Below are 18,985 nucleotides of genomic sequence, written 5' to 3' on the forward strand. Positions count from 1 at the left end.
TATAAGGAATGAAGTAGCATAAAAAGAGGTCAGTGACCTCTTTTTATGCTAGTGCTGTTTCTGAATCTTTTTACGATGCTAGTTCAGCTTAATTGCTTGTTTTATATGACACAACTAGCTGAGGATTTTTTGACATATCTCGGTTCTGGATTTCTACAAGGGAGACTCAAGAGATGGAATTGGTAAATGTGAGGTAGTATTGTAGAAATAGGGGCTAGCATTTTTATATAAGTGCGCAGCTACATAAAACTTTCCCAAATGCTGGATTAGCACCATACTTTTGGTAGGTAAAACGAGTTACTTCTTGCTTGGAGTCCGTATTCTGCCTTCTATTTCAAGAGTGAGATGAGTAAACAAGAGCAATAGAGCATGCTTGATTTTTCGAGCAAAAAAATCTTTTGTCTGCCTGTTAACCTTCCATATAATCTTTTAGTGCTTGACCAGTTAAACCTGCATTAAGAGCGATAAGGAGCTTGATACGAGCTTTGGGAGCATTGAGTTCTTTGACAAAGTAAATGCCAGTTTCATGAAGTTTTACGCCGCCTCCCTCGTAAGCATATACGGGTTCAGCTATACCATTAAAGCAACGAGAAACAAGGGCGATAGGAATCCCAGCTTCTAGAAATTCCTCGAGTTTCTCAGCTGTTTCTTTTGGTAGGTTACCCGCACCAAAGGCTTCGATAATCAATCCATCTAATTTTTCTTTATTCAGCATCTCTAAAAGCTCTCCTTTCATTCCAGCATAAGCTGGAATGATAGGGACGAAGCCAGAGACACTGTCTAGATCAAAGCGAACGCGAGGTTCAGCTGTTTTAAAGTAAAGGATTTCTTTTTTCATCACGAGTCCTAAGGGGCCGTGAGTTGGTGTTTGAAAGGTGCTGACATTTGTAGTATGCGTTTTGGTAACATATTTTGCTGCGTGGATTTCATCATTCATGACCACCAAGACACCCTTGTCTGTGGATTTTTCATCAGCGGCGACACGAAGAGCTGTTAGATAATTATAGACTCCATCGCTTCCTAGCTCGTTAGAACTCCGCATGGCTCCAGTTAAGACAAGAGGAAGGGCTGGTAGATCCATGGTGTCCAAAAAGTAGGCTGTCTCCTCTAAAGTGTCCGTTCCATGTGTAATGACAATCCCATCAAATGCTTGGGCTTCTGTTTTTATTTTCTTGTAGAGTTGTAGCATGAGAGTGGGTGTCATATGGGGACTAGGGACATTGATAAAGTCAATGGCAGTCACTGCAATTCCCTCCAGAGGAATGCTGACATGGTTCATCGGATTATCAGAACTGGTAGCAACAGCTCCAGTGTTGTCAGATTGCATAGAGATGGTACCGCCTGTATGTAAGACAAGAATTTTCTTCATCGATCGTCCTTTCGTGTGAAATATGGTATAATGAACAATAAATGTTTTTGAACATGCTGCTTTGGTTCAATTGTTATAGAATTTAGTAGGATGATGAAAAAAACACCCTTTAAGATAGCAAGAGGTCTAACTAGACATAGTTCTATCCCATTATATACTACTAGAAAGAGAAAATCAATGGAGATAAAAGCAGTCTTTTTTGATATTGATGGAACCTTAGTCAATGATAGTAGGACGGTTCTAAAATCAACAGAAAAAGCAATTTTAGCATTACAATCTCAAGGTATCCTAGTGGGGCTTGCAACAGGGCGTGGGCCACATTTTGTCAAGCCATTTATGGAGGACTTAAATTTGGATTTTGCAGTGACTTATAATGGTCAATATGTTTATTCTCGTGAAAAGATTATCTTTGCAAGTCCAATCGCCAAAAGCAATCTTCGTCAGATTATTGATTATGCTATCGAGCATAAAAAAGAAATCGCCTTTGGAACAGAATATGGAGTTCTAGGCAGTAAAATTATGACGTTTGGTATGAGTCGTTTTTCCCAGTGGACAAGTCAGTTCATTCCGGGTAAATTAACTTCTAGCGTCACCAATACCTTTAATCGCTTTGTAGGCAGAATTCTTCCACAAAATAAAAAGCAACTACAGGATATCATTCAACAGCCAATTTACCAAGTTTTGATGCTTTCGACAAAAAATGAGATTGTAGATATTGAACGTCATTTTCCAGATGTAAAATTTACACGTTCTAGTCCTTATGCTTCTGATTTGATTAATAAAGGTGTGTCAAAATTAGAAGGGATTAAGTTAGTTGGGGAAGAGTTTGGCTTTGATATGGGGCAAGTGATGGCTTTTGGAGATTCGGATAACGATCTTGAGATGTTATCTGGTGTTGGCTTATCGATAGCGATGGGAAATGGCACTAGTAAAGTCAAAGAAATCGCCCAACATACAACTACTAGTAATACCAAGGATGGAATCCATAAGGCATTAGAGCACTTTGGACTCTTATCAAGTGAGCGGACCTTTCTTAGTCAAGATGGCAACTTTAATAAGGTGAAAGATTTCCATGGAGTGATGGATGGTTGCACACAGGAAAAACCTATTGCGTGGGAGTATCAAGAAGCTCTGTATCGAACGGACTTTAAATTGGAGGAATTGGTTGAGTTCATGCAGGCTTCTTCCAGTACGGAAGATGAATTTGATGCTGCTATTACTTATCTACATCAAGCTTTGGATAAAGCAGCCGATAAAGCGCGTGGTAAACGCAAGGCTCAAGTTAGTTTAACGGGTCAGGTGGATGCTTTAGTGGATACTTTATATCTAACCTATGGAACCTTCACGTTGATGGGAGTTGACCCTAAAAATCTATTTGATATTGTTCATCGAGCTAATCTTGGTAAGATTTTTCCAGATGGCAGAGCCCATTTTGATCCTGTCACACATAAAATATTAAAACCTGAAGGATGGGAAGAAAAGTATGCTCCTGAACCGGCTATTAAACGTGAGCTAGAGAGACAGCTTTCTCTTTACCATAAACACCATAAGTAAAAGGATGGGACTACTGTTTGTTTCCTAAACTAAACGATAAAAAAGACTGGGCAATAGGAGTCCAGTCTTTTGTGGAATAATAGGGATAAAGGTTGATGCAGTGTTCAATTATTTAAACAGTATCTCAAATGATTTAAGCTATATGAGGGTGGAAGTTTAAATCATCTGAACATCTTTTTAAACTTTTTAATAAGATGAAATTTCTCCCTTTTTCATGATTAAAGTACCTTGTCTTGGTCACGGACAACTAAAAGATCGACTTTAGCATGTCGAAGGATATACTCTGAAGAAGAGCCTACTAGAAGACGTTCAAACGCATTTAAACCAGTTGCTCCGACAAGAATCAAATCGACCTTTTGTTCATCAGGGATATCAGTTGCAAGTAGGGTTTTTGGATTGCCAAACTCAATCACTTGTACTACCTTTTCTACACCGGATTCTCGCGCTTTTTCTTCGTAAGAGTCCAGTAATTTTTGAGCATCTTCTTGGAGCTGGTCATAGACTTCGGCATCAAAAGCTGTCACGCTCTGGAGTGATCGTGTATCAACGACATGAGCGATGGTTAGTTGAGCATGATTTCGTTTGGCAACGTTAATCGCCTTGGTAAATGCCAGTTTAGCACCTGTAGAACCGTCAACAGCAACCATGATATTTTCGTATGTTTGAGTCATAAACCCACCTCCATATAGATAATATTGGCAATAGAAATAAAAGGAAGAATCTTATCTTGCTTTTCTTTTATAGTTTTATTGTAACCCTTTTCAATCGAAATGTAAAGTTAAAACCGTTTCAGGAATTTTAGTGGTACTGATGGACTATGTTGATAAAAGTTTGTTTTTTTATATAATAGGAGCATATAATATAAAATAAAGGGAGAATGTTCATGTTAAGGCAAGATTGGTTAGATTATTTTGAAGCAGTAAATGGTCGTTCGGCTAGTGATGACGAAATTGCATAAGCACTTGAACAAGGTGAGTTTCAAGAAGAAGTAGCGGGTTCATCAAAATCTGTGGTAACGCTGCAAGAAACCCACCCTATTCAACAACCAGCTCCTCCAGCTCAGCCTAGTCGATTAAGACAAACGATGGATGGATTTTGGTCGTGGTTTATTCGGGCACTTAAAAATCCAACATTTGAAATGGATAGTCATAAAACTTATTCGGCTTTGCACTATGGATTGACCTCATTATTTTTAACATTTGCACTATTTTTCACATCTCGTACTTCTGTCTTTGCCTATGCGATGAATTTTAAAGCACTTTTATTGCTTGCGATAACGATGTGTTTAATTCTTTTTGCTTACCAGTTTGCAGTTTTTTTATTCGTCGTATCGTTTTACAGGATCAATCGTTTACCTATAATCGTTCATTTGACTGGTTTGCTCGTCTGTCAGTATATGCTCTACCGATGGCAGTAGTTTCCTTTTTAATTGGTATACTAGGAGTATATGATATTTTTGCTTTTTTCCTCTTTCTTATCTTTGTCCTTCTTTCTATTGGAACTACCTATACTGTATTTGAAGGATTGAATCATACTTCGTTTAAGTTAGATAAGTTCTGGCTCTTGATTGCTTCAAGTGTAGTGCTGGCTGTTTATACTTTGTTTATGATGCTAATCCTATCACGTATTTTATTCCAATTTTCACTTAATTTATTGCCGAGTTTCTTACTTCAATAAAAACGTGATAAACTAGGTTGTCACGGTTGTTTTTAAAAAGAGGGATATTTTTCTTTACTCGAACAAAAAAGGAGATGGTTCGTCATGCAAAAAAATGGGTGGAATTATTCGAAAAGGTAATTGGTAGGAAACCTAGTCCAGAAGAATTTCAAGCGGGAAAAGAGTCTGGATTTGACTTTAAACAAATTAAAACAATTGCTGGGGGTTTAGTAGATTCAGAGAAAGTAGTGGAGGAAAAAATAAAGGTCACGATACCAGAGGAAACGGATAGTGGCTTAGTAAGTAAGCAATGGGCTGAGGATTTTGAAAGGACCTACGGACGTAAGCCTAGTCCAGAAGAGTTTCTGCAAGCTAAAGTTCAAGGGTTTGTTTTAGAGGATTCAATGGGAAAATTGGAATCTACTACACCGATGTCGAGTACTGAAATTCTTGTTTCATCAAGTGATTCAGACAAGGCACATAAAAAAACCAAAAAGCTATCTAAAAAGAAACTCATTTTCTCAATTCTCTTTGTGTTACTGGCTCTTTCTTTAGGGGCTACTTACTTTTATTTCCAAAGGACAACCGGTATTGAGGTGACTGCAAAGGAATTTGTGGCAGAAGTGGACAAAAAAGACTATCGTCAAGTTGCAGAAAGATTGTCAACAGATACTGACAAGTGGACAAAAGAGGATGCAAAACTCTTTGTATCACACTTAGAAGAGCAAGGGATTGATGTGAAGGTGGCTTTGGATCAAGTTCTTGAGTCTGCTACTCAAGAGCCAGTCAAAGATCAAGCAGGCAATTTACTTTTGGGATTAGAGAAAACAGGCAAACTATTTGGAATTTTTTCTCAATACCGAGTAGTGGCTTATCCAATCCAAGTTCAAGTCGAAACAAATCTGAATGAAGCTAAGTTAACAACGGCGAACAACAAGGTAGTAGCGTTGAAAAAGGATGCGAAAACAGATTTAGGAGCGTTTCACTTTATAAACAGAGAGCTAACATTAGAAGCTAAAACAGATGTTGGTACAGTATCAACGAAACTTCAGATTGATCCAAGACAAGCTCAGAATAACCAGTTACTTCTTAAACTGAATTCAGAAAAAGAAAATTGGAAGTCGAATTTCCAGAACAAGTGGTGAATCCAACAGATATCCAAATTGTAGCTAATGGAAAGGAAGTTGGAACCAGTCAAGCATTTGAAGTTGATAGCATCCCTTATCAAGTAATTGAAGTTCATGCAGTTTTCAATATGAATGGAGAGAATTATACGACAGAAAAGACGTCGTTTACGGTTCAGGAAAAGAATAATCAACGTATTCAGCTTCAGTTATCAACTGACGACTTAAAGCGGATAAGTGATGCAGAAGAAGCGCGTAAACTAAAGGAAAAGGAAGCCCAAAAATCGGAAGAAGAAAAAAGTAAAATTCTTAACTTTTTAAATGAATACCGTAGTGCGGTCTTTAGTTCAGTGGCCAATCGTTCCAATACTTATGCTCGTTATTATGATACACAAAGTCCAGCTTATAAAGATATGGTTGATTTTACAACAGGTGGTGGTGTACGTCGAGCGAAAATTGATTATTATCGTCAAGGTGCTCTAGAAATTCAAGGTATAACTGAAGAAAATGGGATAGTCACTGTTAAAACCTATGAAGACTTTACCGTTTATTATGTAGATAGTAGTCGAACAAGTCAAAATTGCAAAAATAAAACTTATACTTTGAGACGAATGGGGGATAGTTTTGTTATACTAGATATAGTGGTTGATTTTTAATAGGAGTTTTAAATGAAAAAAAGAATTGGATTGATACTACTTTCGTCTCTGTTTCTGTTAACTGCATGTGCACAAGCTTCAAACTCTCAGTCAGCGGATGGTCGTGGCAAATCAGATGCTGCAACCGTTGAGGGAACAGCCCCTACGGTAGAAAATGCACAAGAGTTATCAGAGACTAGTTCGGATGATAGTAAGGAATCTACAAGTCCAAGTATGGACAAGGGAGTTCATTTTAACGGACACTACTATAGTGTTCAAGGCAAGTATGGCGAGATAATGATTGCAAATAAGCACTATCCTTTGGCGGCAGATTTTAATCCTGGTGAAGACCCAACAGCAGTAGCGGCACTCCATCAGCTAATTGCTGCGATGCAAGAGCAAGGGTATCCTATTAGTGATCAGTACAGTGGTTTTAGAAGCTATGATACTCAGGCTGCACTATACCAAAACTATGTAAATCAAGATGGTCGAGAAGCAGCAGATCGCTATTCTGCTCGACCAGGCTACAGCGAACATCAAACAGGTTTAGCTTTTGATTTGATTGATACCAATGGAAATTTGGTGCAGGAATCTGCTGCTAGTAAATGGTTGCTGGACAATGCTGCCGATTATGGATTTGTGGTTCGCTATTTATCTGGGAAAGAAAGTTCAACAGGTTACATGCACGAAGAATGGCATCTTCGCTATATTGGTCGAGAGGCACAGGATATCGCAAAGTCTGGAAAAACTTTAGAAGAATATTATGGGTTTACCGGTGGGGATTATACTGACTAGGTGGCTGAATAAAAGATAGAGAGAGTGGGACAGAAATCGGTCATTCGTTAGAATTCGATTTCGTCGTCCCACCTCCGCACAGTTGAGCCCACTCAACCACTGCGTCTTGCTCGACAATCCAAAAACAATTGAGAGGATAGGACTTTTGTCCCAGCCTCTTTTTTATAATTTGTACAGACAGGCAAGTTTATTGATATAACTAAGGACTAGAATTCTTGCTTTATTTTGAAAAAAACTTAATTTACGTTATAATAGGGATTAGTGAAAAAAGAGGTAAGCATTATGAAAGAATTCAATAAATCTAATAAACTAGAACATGTTGCTTATGACATCCGTGGTCCTGTCTTAGAAGAAGCGAATCGGATGCGGGCAAATGGGGAAAAGATTCTCCGGCTCAATACGGGGAATCCAGCTGAATTCGGTTTTACAGCACCAGATGAGGTTATTCATGATTTAATTATGAATGCACGAGATAGTGAAGGTTATTCTGATTCTAAAGGGATTTTCTCGGCACGTAAGGCTATCATGCAGTACTGCCAGATTAAGAAGATTCCTAATGTGGATATAGATGATATTTACATTGGAAATGGGGTCAGTGAGCTGATCGTTATGTCCATGCAGGGGCTATTAGACAATGGTGATGAAGTTCTGGTTCCAATGCCAGATTATCCTCTCTGGACAGCGGCAGTGAGCCTTGCTGGAGGAAATGCTGTCCATTATCTTTGTGATGAAGGAGCGGACTGGTATCCTGATATTGATGATATCAAGTCTAAGATTACTTCAAACACCAAGGCAATCGTCGTCATTAACCCAAATAACCCAACGGGCTCTCTTTATCCCGAGGAAGTCCTTAAAGACATTGTTGAAGTTGCTCGTCAAAATGATTTGATTATCTTTGCAGATGAGATTTATGATCGGTTGGTGATGGATGGAGAAAAGCATACCGCTATTGCAAGTTTGGCACCGGACTTGTTCTGTGTTAGTATGAATGGTTTATCAAAATCGCATCGTATCGCTGGTTTTCGTGTTGGTTGGATGGCCTTATCAGGTCCGAAAAAACATGTCAAAGACTATATCGAAGGACTGAATATGTTGTCAAACATGCGTCTTTGTTCAAATGTTCTTTCTCAGCACGTTATTCAGACTTCACTAGGTGGTTATCAGTCCATTGATGAACTCTTGTTGCCAGGTGGACGGATTTATGAACAGCGGAACTTTATTTATAAAGCTATTCAAGAAATTCCAGGATTGTCAGCTGTGAAGCCAAAAGCGGGACTCTATATCTTCCCTAAAATTGATCGTGATATGTATCGTATTGACGATGACGAGCAGTTTGTTCTTGATTTTCTAAAGCAAGAAAAAGTTCTACTTGTTCATGGTCGTGGGTTCAACTGGAAAGATCCAGATCACTTCCGTATTGTTTACTTGCCGAGAGTGGAAGAGTTAGCTCAAATTCAAGAAAAAATGACTCGCTTTTTACGACAATACAAACGTTAGAGGTTGGGTGAAATGTCCAATCTTCCCTTCAGGAGTAAGACAGAGAGAGGTTTTGAAAAATCTTTCTGCCTTACTCCTTTTTTCATTTTTTCTGAAAAAAAATCATTTATTTTCGAATTGCGTACAATTGTATTTCAATAGGGAATTTTCAGATAATTGTTGAAATTTTTAGTTGGATTTGCTATAATGAACCTATCATTACTTGAGGTGAAACATGGCAACTTTATTAGAGAAAACACGTAAAATTACATCAATTCTAAAACGGTCGGATGACCGATTACAGGAAGACTTGCCTTACAATGATATCGCCCGCCAAATGGCTGATATCATCCATTGTAATACATGTATTATTAATAGCAAGGGAACGCTACTAGGTTATTTTATGCGTTATAAAACCAATAATGATCGTGTAGAAGCCTTTTTTGAAAATAAAAAACTACCTGAAGAATATGCCAAATCAGCAAGTTTGGTTTACGATACAGAGGCTAATCTAAGTGTTGATGATGACTTGAGTATCTTTCCAGTAGAAACGAAAGCAGATTTCCCTGAAGGTTTGACAACAGTAGCGCCGATTCATGTTTCAGGAATTCGGTTGGGCTCATTGATTATTTGGCGAAATGATCAGCCTTTTGATGAGGATGATTTGATTTTAGTGGAGATTGCTAGTACAGTTGTTAGCATTCAGATGTTAAATTATCAAAAGGAAAAGGATGAAAAGAGTATTCGTCGTCGGACAGCAGTGACAATGGCGGTCAATACCTTATCCTACTCGGAGTTACGAGCAGTTTCTGCGATTTTAGGAGAATTAGATGGGAATGAAGGGCAGCTTACTGCATCGGTCATTGCTGATCGGATAGGAATCACTCGCTCAGTAATTGTAAATGCTCTTCGAAAACTGGAGTCAGCAGGAATTATTGAAAGTCGTTCGTTGGGGATGAAAGGGACCTATCTTAAAGTTCTCATTCCAGACATATTTGAAGAAATTAAGAAGCGAGATTACTGATGAGAAAAGCACTCATTTCGATTGATTATACAGTAGATTTTGTAGCGGATAATGGGAAGTTGACAGCTGGGGAACCAGCTCAGGCCATTTCGGAAGTGATTGCACAAGTCACAGAAAAAGCTTTTGAACGTGGAGATTACATCTTTTTTATGATCGATGCTCATGATGAAGGAGATGATTTTCATCCCGAGACCAAGCTCTTCCCACCTCATAACATCAAAGGAACCAGCGGCCGTGATCTTTATGGTCCCTTGGCAGACTTTTATGAGCAACATCGTTCAGACAGTCGTGTCTTTTGGATGGATAAGCGGCACTACTCAGCCTTTTCTGGGACTGATTTAGATATTCGACTGAGAGAACGTAAGGTAGATACAGTTATCTTGACAGGTGTGCTAACAGACATCTGCGTTCTGCATACAGCTATTGATGCTTACAATCTCGGGTATCAGATTCAAGTGGTAGAACCAGCTGTAGCATCTATTACAGAGGGAAATCATCAATTTGCCCTCAATCATTTCAAACAGGTCTTGGGTGCAGAGTTGGTGGATGAGAAGTTAGAAGTCGTTTAAAATAGTGAATTGTGAAAAATAAAGGAAAATAAAACGGTTGATTGGTTGAAAAACATTAAAATTCTTCTTGACAACAGGTGTTTTTATGGTATTATAGAAAAGCTGACATTGCGTTTAGAATGCTCAGTTTAAAAATAGAAATTTTTTTCATCCAAAGGAGAACCTTTTATGATTAAGAAGTTGTTGGCTGTTTTGTTGCCAGTATTCTTTGTTTTTTCAATTGTAGGTGCAACTACGGTAGAAGCAGACACAAATCAAGTGACCGTTCGTGTAGACTTCCTTGAAGAAGGAACCAATAAAAAGTTGGCAGAGTCGACTGTTGTATCTGGTAACGAAGGTGCATTTGCCAATATCTCAATCCCTCAAAGTTTAGTAAATCCTTACAACTTGACTCGCCGTGATTTCTCTGCTGAGTCAAAACAATTGATTGCCAATAATCAAATTCACAATAAGACATTGGTTTACCAAATTTACTTCTCTAAAAAAGCAAACTATAAGCCAAATGTGATTTCTCAAATTACTGCTATTTTTAGTCAAGTTACAACTTCACAAACAACGATTTCAGCAGTTGTTCCAGTGACTACTCATGTATCAGGTTCTGTATCTGTAAGTCAAACACAAACAATCACAACTTCTTCGCAGTCAAGTTCTTCAACAACGACTATTAAGAAAGAGAACGGAACAAACCAACAAAACAAGAAATCAGTTCGTAGACCAGTTGGAAAATCCCTAGAAAAAGCAAAACGTTACAAACGTTAAGGGTGTCTAATTAATAATGTAGAGAGATTGAGATTTATTCTTAGTCTCTTTTTCTGTACTTTCGCAGAAAAAATCATAGAAATACCTTAAAATGTGGTAAAATAGTACAGACTGAAAAATATATAGTCCTTTCGTTTATCTGTTACTACGTTGTTAACTCGCTTTGCCGTACCCAAGTACTCTCTGCAGCTCGTTGCCTAGTATTAAAAGCAAACGAAAAGACTATATTTATCAAAGAAAGGATGCCAGATGAAAATCACACAAGAAGAGGTAACGCATGTTGCCAATCTGTCAAAACTAGCATTTTCAGCGGAAGAAACGGCTGAGTTTGCGACGACCTTATCAAAGATTGTCGATATGGTAGAGATGCTAAATGAGGTCGATACAACAGGTGTCCCCTTTACATCTAATGTCGCTAATAATCTAAATTATATGCGAGAAGATATAGCACAAAGTGGCTGGAATCGTGAAGAATTATTTCAAAATGTTCCTGACAAAGAGCGGGGCTATATCAAGGTGCCCGCTATATTAGATGATGGAGGAGATGCTTAATGTCGCTTACAAAAAAAACGATTGATGAATTGCATGAACTACTAGTAAAAAAAGAAATTTCAGCGGTTGAGTTGACCAAAGCGACCTTGGAGGACATCAAGAGCCGTGAGGGCGAGCTGAACTCCTTTATCACCGTGGCTGAAGAAGAGGCTCTAGAGCAAGCAGTGGCAGTAGATGCCAAAGGGATTGATGTGGACAATGTCATGAGCGGGATTCCTCTTGCGGTTAAAGACAATATTTCTACCAAAGGGATTTTGACCACTGCAGCTTCAAAAATTCTCTATAACTACGAACCAATCTTTGATGCAACATCAGTTGAGCAAGCCTATGACAAAGATATGATTGTCATAGGGAAAACCAACATGGATGAGTTTGCTATGGGTGGTTCTGGGGAGACATCTTACTTTGGTCCAACTAAGAATGCTTGGGACCAAACCAAGGTTCCTGGTGGATCATCCAGTGGTTCAGCTGCAGCAGTAGCCTCAGGGCAAGTGAGATTGGCTCTAGGATCGGATACAGGCGGTTCTATTCGCCAACCAGCGGCCTTCAATGGGATAGTAGGACTCAAGCCGACTTATGGACGGGTGTCACGCTTTGGACTCATTGCCTTTGGTAGCTCGCTGGATCAGATTGGTCCCTTTTCACAGACGGTTAAGGAAAATGCCCAACTACTCAATGTCCTCTCAGGTAACGACCCTAAGGACTCCACATCAGCTCAAATAGCAGTGCCTGACTTTACTAGCAAGATCGGTCAGGATATCAAGGGGTTGAAAATTGCTCTACCTAAGGAATACATGGGTGAGGGAATTGACGAAAAGGTCAAGGAGCGTATCTTAGCTGCAGCTAAGCATTTAGAGAAGCTCGGTGCTATTGTAGAAGAAGTTAGCCTCCCTCATTCTAAGTATGGCGTAGCGGTTTACTATATCATCGCGTCATCAGAAGCAAGTTCTAACTTGCAACGTTTTGACGGAATTCGTTATGGTTTCCGTTCTGAAAATGTTAAAAACCTTGACGATATCTATGTCAATACACGTAGCGAAGGATTTGGTGACGAGGTCAAACGCCGTATCATGCTAGGAACTTTCAGCTTATCATCTGGTTACTACGATGCCTACTTCAAGAAGGCTGGTCAGGTTCGTACCTTGATTATGCAGGATTTTGCTAAGGTCTTTGAAAATTATGATCTCATCCTTGGCCCAACAGCACCGACAGTGGCTTATGACTTACATAGCCAAAACCAAGACCCTGTTGCCATGTACTTGGCAGATATCTTGACTATCCCGGTTAACTTGGCGGGTCTTCCTGGTATTTCTATCCCTGCTGGATTGGCGGACGGTTTGCCAGTTGGTCTCCAGTTGATTGGAAATCACTTTGACGAAGAAACCATCTACCAAGTGGCAGCAGCTTTTGAAGCGACAACGGACTACCACAAACAACAACCTGTTATTTTTGGAGGTGAAAACTAATGAACTTTGAAACCATTATCGGGCTTGAAGTCCACGTTGAGTTGAAGACCAATTCCAAGATTTTCTCTCCATCGCCAGCCCACTTTGGTGTGGATCCAAATACCAACACCAATATCATTGACTGGTCCTTCCCGGGTGTTTTGCCTGTTATGAATAAGGGAGTCATTGACTTTGGGATCAAGGCTGCTCTCGCTCTCAATATGGACATCCACAAGAAGATGCACTTTGACCGCAAGAATTATTTCTATCCTGATAATCCCAAGGCTTATCAGATTTCCCAGTTTGACGAGCCGATTGGTCATGACGGCTGGATCGAAATTGAGCTAGAAGATGGGTCAACCAAGAAAATCCGCATCGAGCGTGCTCATTTGGAAGAGGATGCTGGAAAGAATACCCATGGTATAGATGGCTATTCCTACGTGGACCTTAACCGTCAAGGTGTGCCACTGATTGAGATTGTCTCTGAGGCAGATATGCGGAGCCCGGAGGAGGCTTATGCCTATCTGACTGCTCTCAAGGAAATTATCCAATATACAGGTATTTCTGATGTTAAGATGGAAGAGGGGTCGATGCGGGTGGATGCCAACATTTCCTTGCGTCCTTATGGGCAAGAGGAGTTTGGTACCAAGACTGAGTTGAAAAATCTCAATTCCTTTAACTATGTACGAAAAGGCCTTGCCTACGAGGAAAAACGTCAGGCGGAGATTCTCCGTAGCGGTGGGCAAATCCGTCAGGAAACCCGTCGTTATGATGAGGCGACTGGTGAAACCATCCTCATGCGGGTCAAGGAAGGGGCGGCGGACTACCGCTACTTCCCAGAGCCGGATATCCCTGAGTACAACATCTCAGACGACTGGATTGCAGAGGTGCGTGAGACCTTGCCAGCCTTTCCAAAAGAGCGTCGTGCCAAGTACATAGCTGATTATGGCTTGTCTGACTATGATGCCAAGCAGTTGACAGCAACCAAGGCAGTTTCTGACTTCTTTGAGGCAGCAGTCGCTCAAGGTGGCGATGCCAAGCAGGTATCTAACTGGCTTCAAGGGGAGGTAGCACAGTTCTTGAATGCTGAGAACAAGACCATTGAGGACATTAGCTTGACACCTGAAAATCTGACGGAAATGATTGCCCTTATTGAAGATGGAACTATTTCTTCTAAGATTGCTAAGAAAGTCTTTGTTCACTTAGCAAAAAATGGTGGTTCAGCCAAAGAATATGTGGAAAAAGCAGGTCTGGTGCAGATTTCTGACCCAGCAGTCTTGATTCCGATTATCCATCAAGTCTTTGCAGATAATGAGGCGGCCGTGGCGGACTTTAAGTCAGGAAAACGTAATGCCGACAAAGCCTTTACAGGATTCCTCATGAAAGCAACCAAGGGACAAGCCAACCCACAAGTAGCCCTTAAGTTACTTGCTCAAGAATTGGCCAAGTTGAAAGATTAAAAAGGTCCGGGGGACCTTTTTAACCCGAGCCAAGAAGTCAGAAAGCGAGGTTGGTCCGGGTGACCTTTTTAACCCGAGCCAAGAAGTCAGAAAGCGAGGTTGGTCCGGGGGACCTTTTTAATCCGAGCCAGGAAGTCGGAAAGCGAGGTTGGTCCGGGGGACCTTTTTAATCCGAGCCAGGAAGTCGGAAAGCGAGGTTGGTCCGGGTGACCTTTTTAACCCGAGCCAGGAAGTCAGAAAGCGAGGTTGGTCTGGGGGACCTTTTTAACCCGATCCAGGAAGTCAGAAAGCGAGGTTGGTTCGGGGGACCGGGTTAAACAATTTATCATCTCAAAATACTATCAATATCGACTACGTTCTCGTCACCATACATAAGGTAAATTTCAAGTTCAATACGTCAGTGTTAGAAAGCAAAAAAGAACAACTAAACGAAGTGAAACAAAGCATCTTAGATAAACAAACTCGAAAAGACACAGTGATGGAGTTCGTCAAAGAACTGGAAAAGAAAGAGGTACTGACGGAGTTTGATAAAGAAGTCTGGATGAGTATGGTGGACTGTGTGACGGTACATCATGAAGGGCGAGTGGAGTTTAAGTTTCTGGATGGGAGTTTGATTGAGGTGGAGAAATAGAAAAAATAAGGCACATTGGCTGAAAAGCTGATGTGTTTTGTTAGTTTTAGGAGTATAATATTAATTGTAAGTAAAACAATAACAAATAATATATTGAGGTGAAAATAATGTCAAATACAAATTACACAAAGCAAATTATTAGTGATTATGTTGTTCTTGATACGGAAACAACTGGTCTGTCAGCCTATTACGATGAAATTATAGAAATAGGTTTGGTTAAAGTTAGGAATGATAAGATTGTCGATACGTACTCTCAATTGATAAAGCCTTGTCAGGAAATTGATGGATTCGTAACGATGTTAACAGGAATAACGAATGAGATGGTTGAAGGAATGCCTTCAATATCTGATGTAAAAGACCAAGTACTGGAATTTATTGGAGAAGACTTTATAATCGGTCATAATACATCGTTTGACCTCAATTTTATAAAGTCTGGGTTTAATGAAAAATTAAAAAATAAATATATGGATACAATGCAGTTTGCAAGAAAAGTATTTCCAGAACTTAAACATCATCGTTTAAAAGATTTAACAAAAATTTTAAATATTAGTAATAGTGAACATAGAGCGTTAGCTGATTGTATTTCAACTAAAGAGTTATATGATATTATTAAGCAAAATATGGTGGATAAAAACTTAAAAATCGAAAACCTATGGGCACATGGATTTAAAGGAAGTAAAATAGATTTAAAAAATATCACACCAACTTCTGACCAAATTGATGAGGATAACTTTTTCTTTGGAAGACACATCGTATTTACTGGAAAACTGGAAAAAATGGAACGTAAAGATGCAATGCAATTGGTAGTAAATTTAGGTGCTATTCTAGATAATAGTGTTCGGAAAGAAACCAACTACTTGATATTAGGAAACAATGATTATAATGCAATATTAAAAGGAGAAAAATCTAACAAACACAAAAAAGCTGAAAAGTATATTTTAGAAGGGCAAGATTTAGCAATCATAGATGAATTTACATTTTATGATTTATTAGGTTTGTAAACTTCTACTTCAATTTGACGGTCATCGTACCGTCTTTTTGATTTTTACTACTTGGAGATATGGTATAATAGACTCAAAACACTAAAGGAAAATGGTATGAACATCACAGAACAGAAAAAGCAAGCCACAGCTTTTATCGAGCGTTGGAAAGATCGTGGCAACGAACGGCAGGATAGCCAGTCTTTTTGGCTGGATTTGCTGGGATCGGTCTATGGCATTGAGAATCCTAGTAGCTACATCACCTTTGAAGATGCGGTTATGCTTGATCATACCAGCTTTATCGATGGCTACATCGACAAGACCAAGGTCTTAATCGAGCAAAAAGGAGCGCATAAGGACCTGTCCAAGGCTATCAAGCAGTCAGATGGGAGTTTTTTAACCCCTTTTCAGCAAGCTAAGCGCTACTCCGCTAACCTTCCTTATTCTCAGCGTCCTAGATGGATTGTGACCAGTAATTTCAAGGAGTTTTACATCTATGATATGGAGCAGCCAAATGGAGAAGCTAGCATCGTCAAGTTGGACAATCTTGCTGAGGAAACTTATCGTTTGGAATTTTTGATTGATAAGAGTAACGAGCATATCGAGCGTGAGATGAAGATTTCCATGGAGGCTGGGGAGATTGTGGGAGAGGTCTATGATAGTCTGCTCAAGCAGTACATCAATCCTGACAGCCCAGAGAGTCTCCATGCCATCAACCAGCTGATTGTGCGCTTGGTTTTCTGCCTTTACGCTGAGGATGCTGGAATTTTCGGTCATCGCATGATGTTTCATGACTATCTAGCTCGTTTTTCCAGCCGTGATTTTCGTCGTGGGCTGATTGATCTGTTTGCGGTGCTGGATACGCCTGTGGACCAGCGTGACCCCTATTTAGATGCGGATTTGTTGGCTTTTCCTTATGTCAATGGGGGCATGTTTGCCGAGACCAATCTGGAGATTCCAAACTTTACAGATGAGCTTCGAGACTTGATTCTTGAGCATGCTTCTTCCAGCTTTGACTGGTCAGAGATCAGTCCGACCATCTTTGGGGCGGTCTTTGAGTCTACCCTCAACCCTGAGACCAGACGGGCAGGAGGCATGCACTATACCTCCATCGAAAATATTCATAAGGTCATCGACCCACTTTTCTTGGATCATCTAAGAGATGAACTCAATGACCTGCGCCAGCTCAAACAGCCAGCAACGGTCAAGACTCGTGCCCAACAGTTTCAGAACAAGCTAGCCAGCCTGACTTTTTTTGACCCTGCCTGTGGATCAGGAAACTTCCTGACAGAGACTTACATTTCCCTGCGTCGGTTGGAAAATGAGGCTATCAAACTCTATATGGGAGATAGCGTGGCACTGGACTTGGGACAAGACCTAGTCAAGGTAAAGCTCCATCAGTTCTACGGCATTGAAATCAATGACTTTGCTGTGTCGGTGGCGAAAACTGCCCTCTGGATCGCCGAAAGCCAGATGCTGGAAGCCACTAAGGATATCGTCTTTGCCAATATCGACTTCCTTCCTCTCAAGAGCTACACCAATATCGTGGAAGCTAATGCCCTGACCATCGACTGGGAGACTGTCGTACCCAAGGACAAGCTGGACTATATCATCGGCAACCCGCCGTTTCTCGGTGCCCGTCTTATGTCTGCCAGTCAGAAGGAGGATATGCTGTCTGTTTTTGGAAAACTCAAGGGGGCGGGCAATCTGGACTATGTATCAGCTTGGTATCGTAAAGCAGCTGAGCTTATCCAAGATACAAGTGTCCAAGCTGCTTTTGTATCGACCAACTCTATCACCCAAGGCGAGCAGGTTGCTATCCTATGGAAAGAACTGATGACGACCATGGGCATTATCATTAACTTTGCCTATCTGCCTTTTGTTTGGAATAGCGAGGCTAAGGAAAAAGCCAAGGTTCATTGTGTGATTGTTGGTTTTTCAACAGTAGAGCAGTCGGATAAATATCTCTTTGAGGCGAATGGTCAGCGAGAAAAGGTCAGCAAAATCAATGGCTATCTCTCCGAGTCAGATCATGTCTTTATCGAAAGTATCAGTAAGCCCCTAGCCTTTGTTCCCCAGATGGGGATTGGAAATAAACCGATAGATGGTGGGAACTACCTCTTTGAAAAAGAGGAGATGGAGGCCTTCATCAAGAAAGAGCCTAAGTCTGAGTCTTACTTCAGAAAATGGTATGGTGCACAGGAGTTTATCAACCAGAAACCACGCTACTGTCTCTGGTTGGGGGATGCGAGTCCAGCGGAACTCCGCTCCATGCCTCACGCTCTCAAACGTGTGGAGGCAGTGAGAGAGTATCGCTTGAATAGTCCGAGTGCAGGGACCCGTAAAATAGCTGATAAACCAACTCGTTTCCACGTAGAAAACATGCCAGATAGTGATTTCTTGATTGTTCCCAAGGTTAGTTCTGAAAGACGTCGCTATATTCCGATTGGTTTTATGTCAAAAGAAAATATGGCAAGCGACCTTGTCTTTATCGTCCCCAATGCCACCCTCTACGACTTTGGCATTCTCACCTCTAACGTCCACATGGCCTGGATGCGGACAGTAGCAGGACGACTCAAATCTGACTATCGCTACTCAGCCAAGATTGTCTACAACAACTTTCCATGGCCTGAGGTCACAGAAGCGCAAAAGGACAAGATTGCCCAAACAGCTCAAGCCATCCTTGATGCGCGTGCCCTCTATCCAGACAGCTCTCTTGCGGATCTTTATGATGAACTCACTATGCCAGTGGACCTCCGCAAAGCCCACCAAGCCAATGATAAAGCTATTATGGAGGCTTACGGCATGACTAAAACTGTTGATGGCAAAAAAACCTGGCTGACTGAAAGTGAAACAGTTGCGAAATTGTTTGCAATGTATGAGGAGATGACGGAAGAGAAGTAGGAAAAAGGCGTCAAGGTTTTTTACAAAAATAAAGCGAGGATGAGGGAGTTTT

General features: G+C 40.5%; 17 protein-coding genes. 15 read left to right on the top strand and 2 right to left on the bottom strand.

What is annotated here, in order from left to right; translation table 11 throughout:
* Positions 1–409 precede the first annotated feature (409 nt).
* Complete coding sequence (locus STRDD10_RS03945) at positions 410–1,369, bottom strand: asparaginase (RefSeq protein ID WP_067193305.1); 960 nt, start codon at positions 1,367–1,369, stop codon at positions 410–412.
* A 177-nt stretch (positions 1,370–1,546) separates the two neighbouring features.
* Here STRDD10_RS03945 and STRDD10_RS03950 point away from each other — a divergent pair, with 177 nt between their 5' ends.
* Entirely contained in the window at positions 1,547–2,923 is a 1,377-nt protein-coding gene (locus STRDD10_RS03950) for a Cof-type HAD-IIB family hydrolase (RefSeq protein WP_067193306.1), read from the top strand.
* A 218-nt stretch (positions 2,924–3,141) separates the two neighbouring features.
* Here STRDD10_RS03950 and STRDD10_RS03955 read toward each other — a convergent pair whose 3' ends face one another.
* The gene (locus STRDD10_RS03955; RefSeq protein WP_067193308.1) at positions 3,142–3,594 is read right to left on the bottom strand and encodes a universal stress protein; all 453 of its coding nucleotides are present in this window, start codon (positions 3,592–3,594) and stop codon (positions 3,142–3,144) included.
* Positions 3,595–4,204: 610 nt separating this feature from the next.
* Between STRDD10_RS03955 and STRDD10_RS10800 the strand changes: the two genes are divergently transcribed.
* From STRDD10_RS10800 to STRDD10_RS04020, 14 genes are all read left to right on the top strand, one after another.
* Complete coding sequence (locus tag STRDD10_RS10800) at positions 4,205–4,600, top strand: DUF6574 domain-containing protein (protein WP_156468583.1); 396 nt, start codon at positions 4,205–4,207, stop codon at positions 4,598–4,600.
* A gap of 98 nt (positions 4,601–4,698) precedes the next feature.
* The gene (locus tag STRDD10_RS11490; protein ID WP_231853368.1) at positions 4,699–5,724 is read left to right on the top strand and encodes a TcaA second domain-containing protein; all 1,026 of its coding nucleotides are present in this window, start codon (positions 4,699–4,701) and stop codon (positions 5,722–5,724) included.
* A complete protein-coding gene (locus tag STRDD10_RS11495) occupies positions 5,694–6,359 on the top strand; it encodes a TcaA NTF2-like domain-containing protein (RefSeq protein WP_231853369.1) in 666 nt (221 codons plus the stop codon). Before STRDD10_RS11490 ends, STRDD10_RS11495 begins: the two co-directional genes overlap by 31 nt.
* 12 nt (positions 6,360–6,371) lie before the next feature.
* Positions 6,372–7,133, top strand: a complete 762-nt coding sequence (gene ldcB, locus STRDD10_RS03970) for an LD-carboxypeptidase LdcB/DacB (RefSeq protein WP_067193310.1) — start codon at positions 6,372–6,374, stop codon at positions 7,131–7,133.
* 282 nt (positions 7,134–7,415) lie between these two features.
* Positions 7,416–8,630 carry a pyridoxal phosphate-dependent aminotransferase gene (locus tag STRDD10_RS03975; RefSeq protein ID WP_067193311.1) on the top strand — a complete coding sequence of 405 codons (1,215 nt, stop codon included), beginning with the start codon at positions 7,416–7,418 and terminating at the stop codon, positions 8,628–8,630.
* Positions 8,631–8,844: 214 nt separating this feature from the next.
* The gene (gene codY / locus STRDD10_RS03980; RefSeq protein ID WP_067193313.1) at positions 8,845–9,633 is read left to right on the top strand and encodes a GTP-sensing pleiotropic transcriptional regulator CodY; all 789 of its coding nucleotides are present in this window, start codon (positions 8,845–8,847) and stop codon (positions 9,631–9,633) included.
* The gene (locus STRDD10_RS03985) at positions 9,633–10,202 is read left to right on the top strand and encodes a cysteine hydrolase family protein (protein ID WP_067193315.1); all 570 of its coding nucleotides are present in this window, start codon (positions 9,633–9,635) and stop codon (positions 10,200–10,202) included. The genes codY and STRDD10_RS03985 overlap by 1 nt, the downstream gene beginning before the upstream one ends.
* A gap of 168 nt (positions 10,203–10,370) precedes the next feature.
* On the top strand, positions 10,371–10,961 hold the full coding sequence (locus STRDD10_RS03990; protein WP_067193317.1) for a hypothetical protein: 591 nt from the start codon (positions 10,371–10,373) through the stop codon (positions 10,959–10,961).
* Between the two features lie 249 nt (positions 10,962–11,210).
* Positions 11,211–11,513: an Asp-tRNA(Asn)/Glu-tRNA(Gln) amidotransferase subunit GatC gene (gene gatC / locus STRDD10_RS03995; RefSeq protein ID WP_067193319.1), complete on the top strand. Its 303-nt coding sequence runs from the start codon at positions 11,211–11,213 to the stop codon at positions 11,511–11,513.
* Positions 11,513–12,979 carry an Asp-tRNA(Asn)/Glu-tRNA(Gln) amidotransferase subunit GatA gene (gatA, locus tag STRDD10_RS04000; RefSeq protein WP_067193320.1) on the top strand — a complete coding sequence of 489 codons (1,467 nt, stop codon included), beginning with the start codon at positions 11,513–11,515 and terminating at the stop codon, positions 12,977–12,979. Before gatC ends, gatA begins: the two co-directional genes overlap by 1 nt.
* Complete coding sequence (gene gatB, locus STRDD10_RS04005) at positions 12,979–14,418, top strand: Asp-tRNA(Asn)/Glu-tRNA(Gln) amidotransferase subunit GatB (RefSeq protein WP_067193322.1); 1,440 nt, start codon at positions 12,979–12,981, stop codon at positions 14,416–14,418. Before gatA ends, gatB begins: the two co-directional genes overlap by 1 nt.
* Before the next feature lie 295 nt (positions 14,419–14,713).
* The gene (locus tag STRDD10_RS04010) at positions 14,714–15,049 is read left to right on the top strand and encodes a hypothetical protein (RefSeq protein WP_231853370.1); all 336 of its coding nucleotides are present in this window, start codon (positions 14,714–14,716) and stop codon (positions 15,047–15,049) included.
* A 107-nt stretch (positions 15,050–15,156) separates the two neighbouring features.
* Positions 15,157–16,050 (top strand): exonuclease domain-containing protein, encoded by an 894-nt coding sequence (locus tag STRDD10_RS04015; RefSeq protein ID WP_067193324.1) that lies wholly within the window; start codon positions 15,157–15,159, stop codon positions 16,048–16,050.
* Between the two features lie 96 nt (positions 16,051–16,146).
* Entirely contained in the window at positions 16,147–18,933 is a 2,787-nt protein-coding gene (locus tag STRDD10_RS04020; RefSeq protein ID WP_067193326.1) for a DNA methyltransferase, read from the top strand.
* Positions 18,934–18,985 lie beyond the last annotated feature (52 nt).

It is taken from the genome of Streptococcus sp. DD10 (assembly GCF_001578805.1).
Classification (GTDB): Bacteria; Bacillota; Bacilli; order Lactobacillales; family Streptococcaceae; genus Streptococcus.

Coding starts and splice junctions, on each gene's coding strand:
- STRDD10_RS03945 (WP_067193305.1), bottom strand. CDS start 1,369: ATGAAGAAAATTCTTGTCTTACATACAGGCGGTACCATCTCTATGCAA.
- STRDD10_RS03950 (WP_067193306.1), top strand. CDS start 1,547: ATGGAGATAAAAGCAGTCTTTTTTGATATTGATGGAACCTTAGTCAAT.
- STRDD10_RS03955 (WP_067193308.1), bottom strand. CDS start 3,594: ATGACTCAAACATACGAAAATATCATGGTTGCTGTTGACGGTTCTACA.
- ldcB (WP_067193310.1), top strand. CDS start 6,372: ATGAAAAAAAGAATTGGATTGATACTACTTTCGTCTCTGTTTCTGTTA.
- STRDD10_RS03975 (WP_067193311.1), top strand. CDS start 7,416: ATGAAAGAATTCAATAAATCTAATAAACTAGAACATGTTGCTTATGAC.
- codY (WP_067193313.1), top strand. CDS start 8,845: ATGGCAACTTTATTAGAGAAAACACGTAAAATTACATCAATTCTAAAA.
- STRDD10_RS03985 (WP_067193315.1), top strand. CDS start 9,633: ATGAGAAAAGCACTCATTTCGATTGATTATACAGTAGATTTTGTAGCG.
- STRDD10_RS03990 (WP_067193317.1), top strand. CDS start 10,371: ATGATTAAGAAGTTGTTGGCTGTTTTGTTGCCAGTATTCTTTGTTTTT.
- gatC (WP_067193319.1), top strand. CDS start 11,211: ATGAAAATCACACAAGAAGAGGTAACGCATGTTGCCAATCTGTCAAAA.
- gatA (WP_067193320.1), top strand. CDS start 11,513: ATGTCGCTTACAAAAAAAACGATTGATGAATTGCATGAACTACTAGTA.
- gatB (WP_067193322.1), top strand. CDS start 12,979: ATGAACTTTGAAACCATTATCGGGCTTGAAGTCCACGTTGAGTTGAAG.
- STRDD10_RS04015 (WP_067193324.1), top strand. CDS start 15,157: ATGTCAAATACAAATTACACAAAGCAAATTATTAGTGATTATGTTGTT.
- STRDD10_RS04020 (WP_067193326.1), top strand. CDS start 16,147: ATGAACATCACAGAACAGAAAAAGCAAGCCACAGCTTTTATCGAGCGT.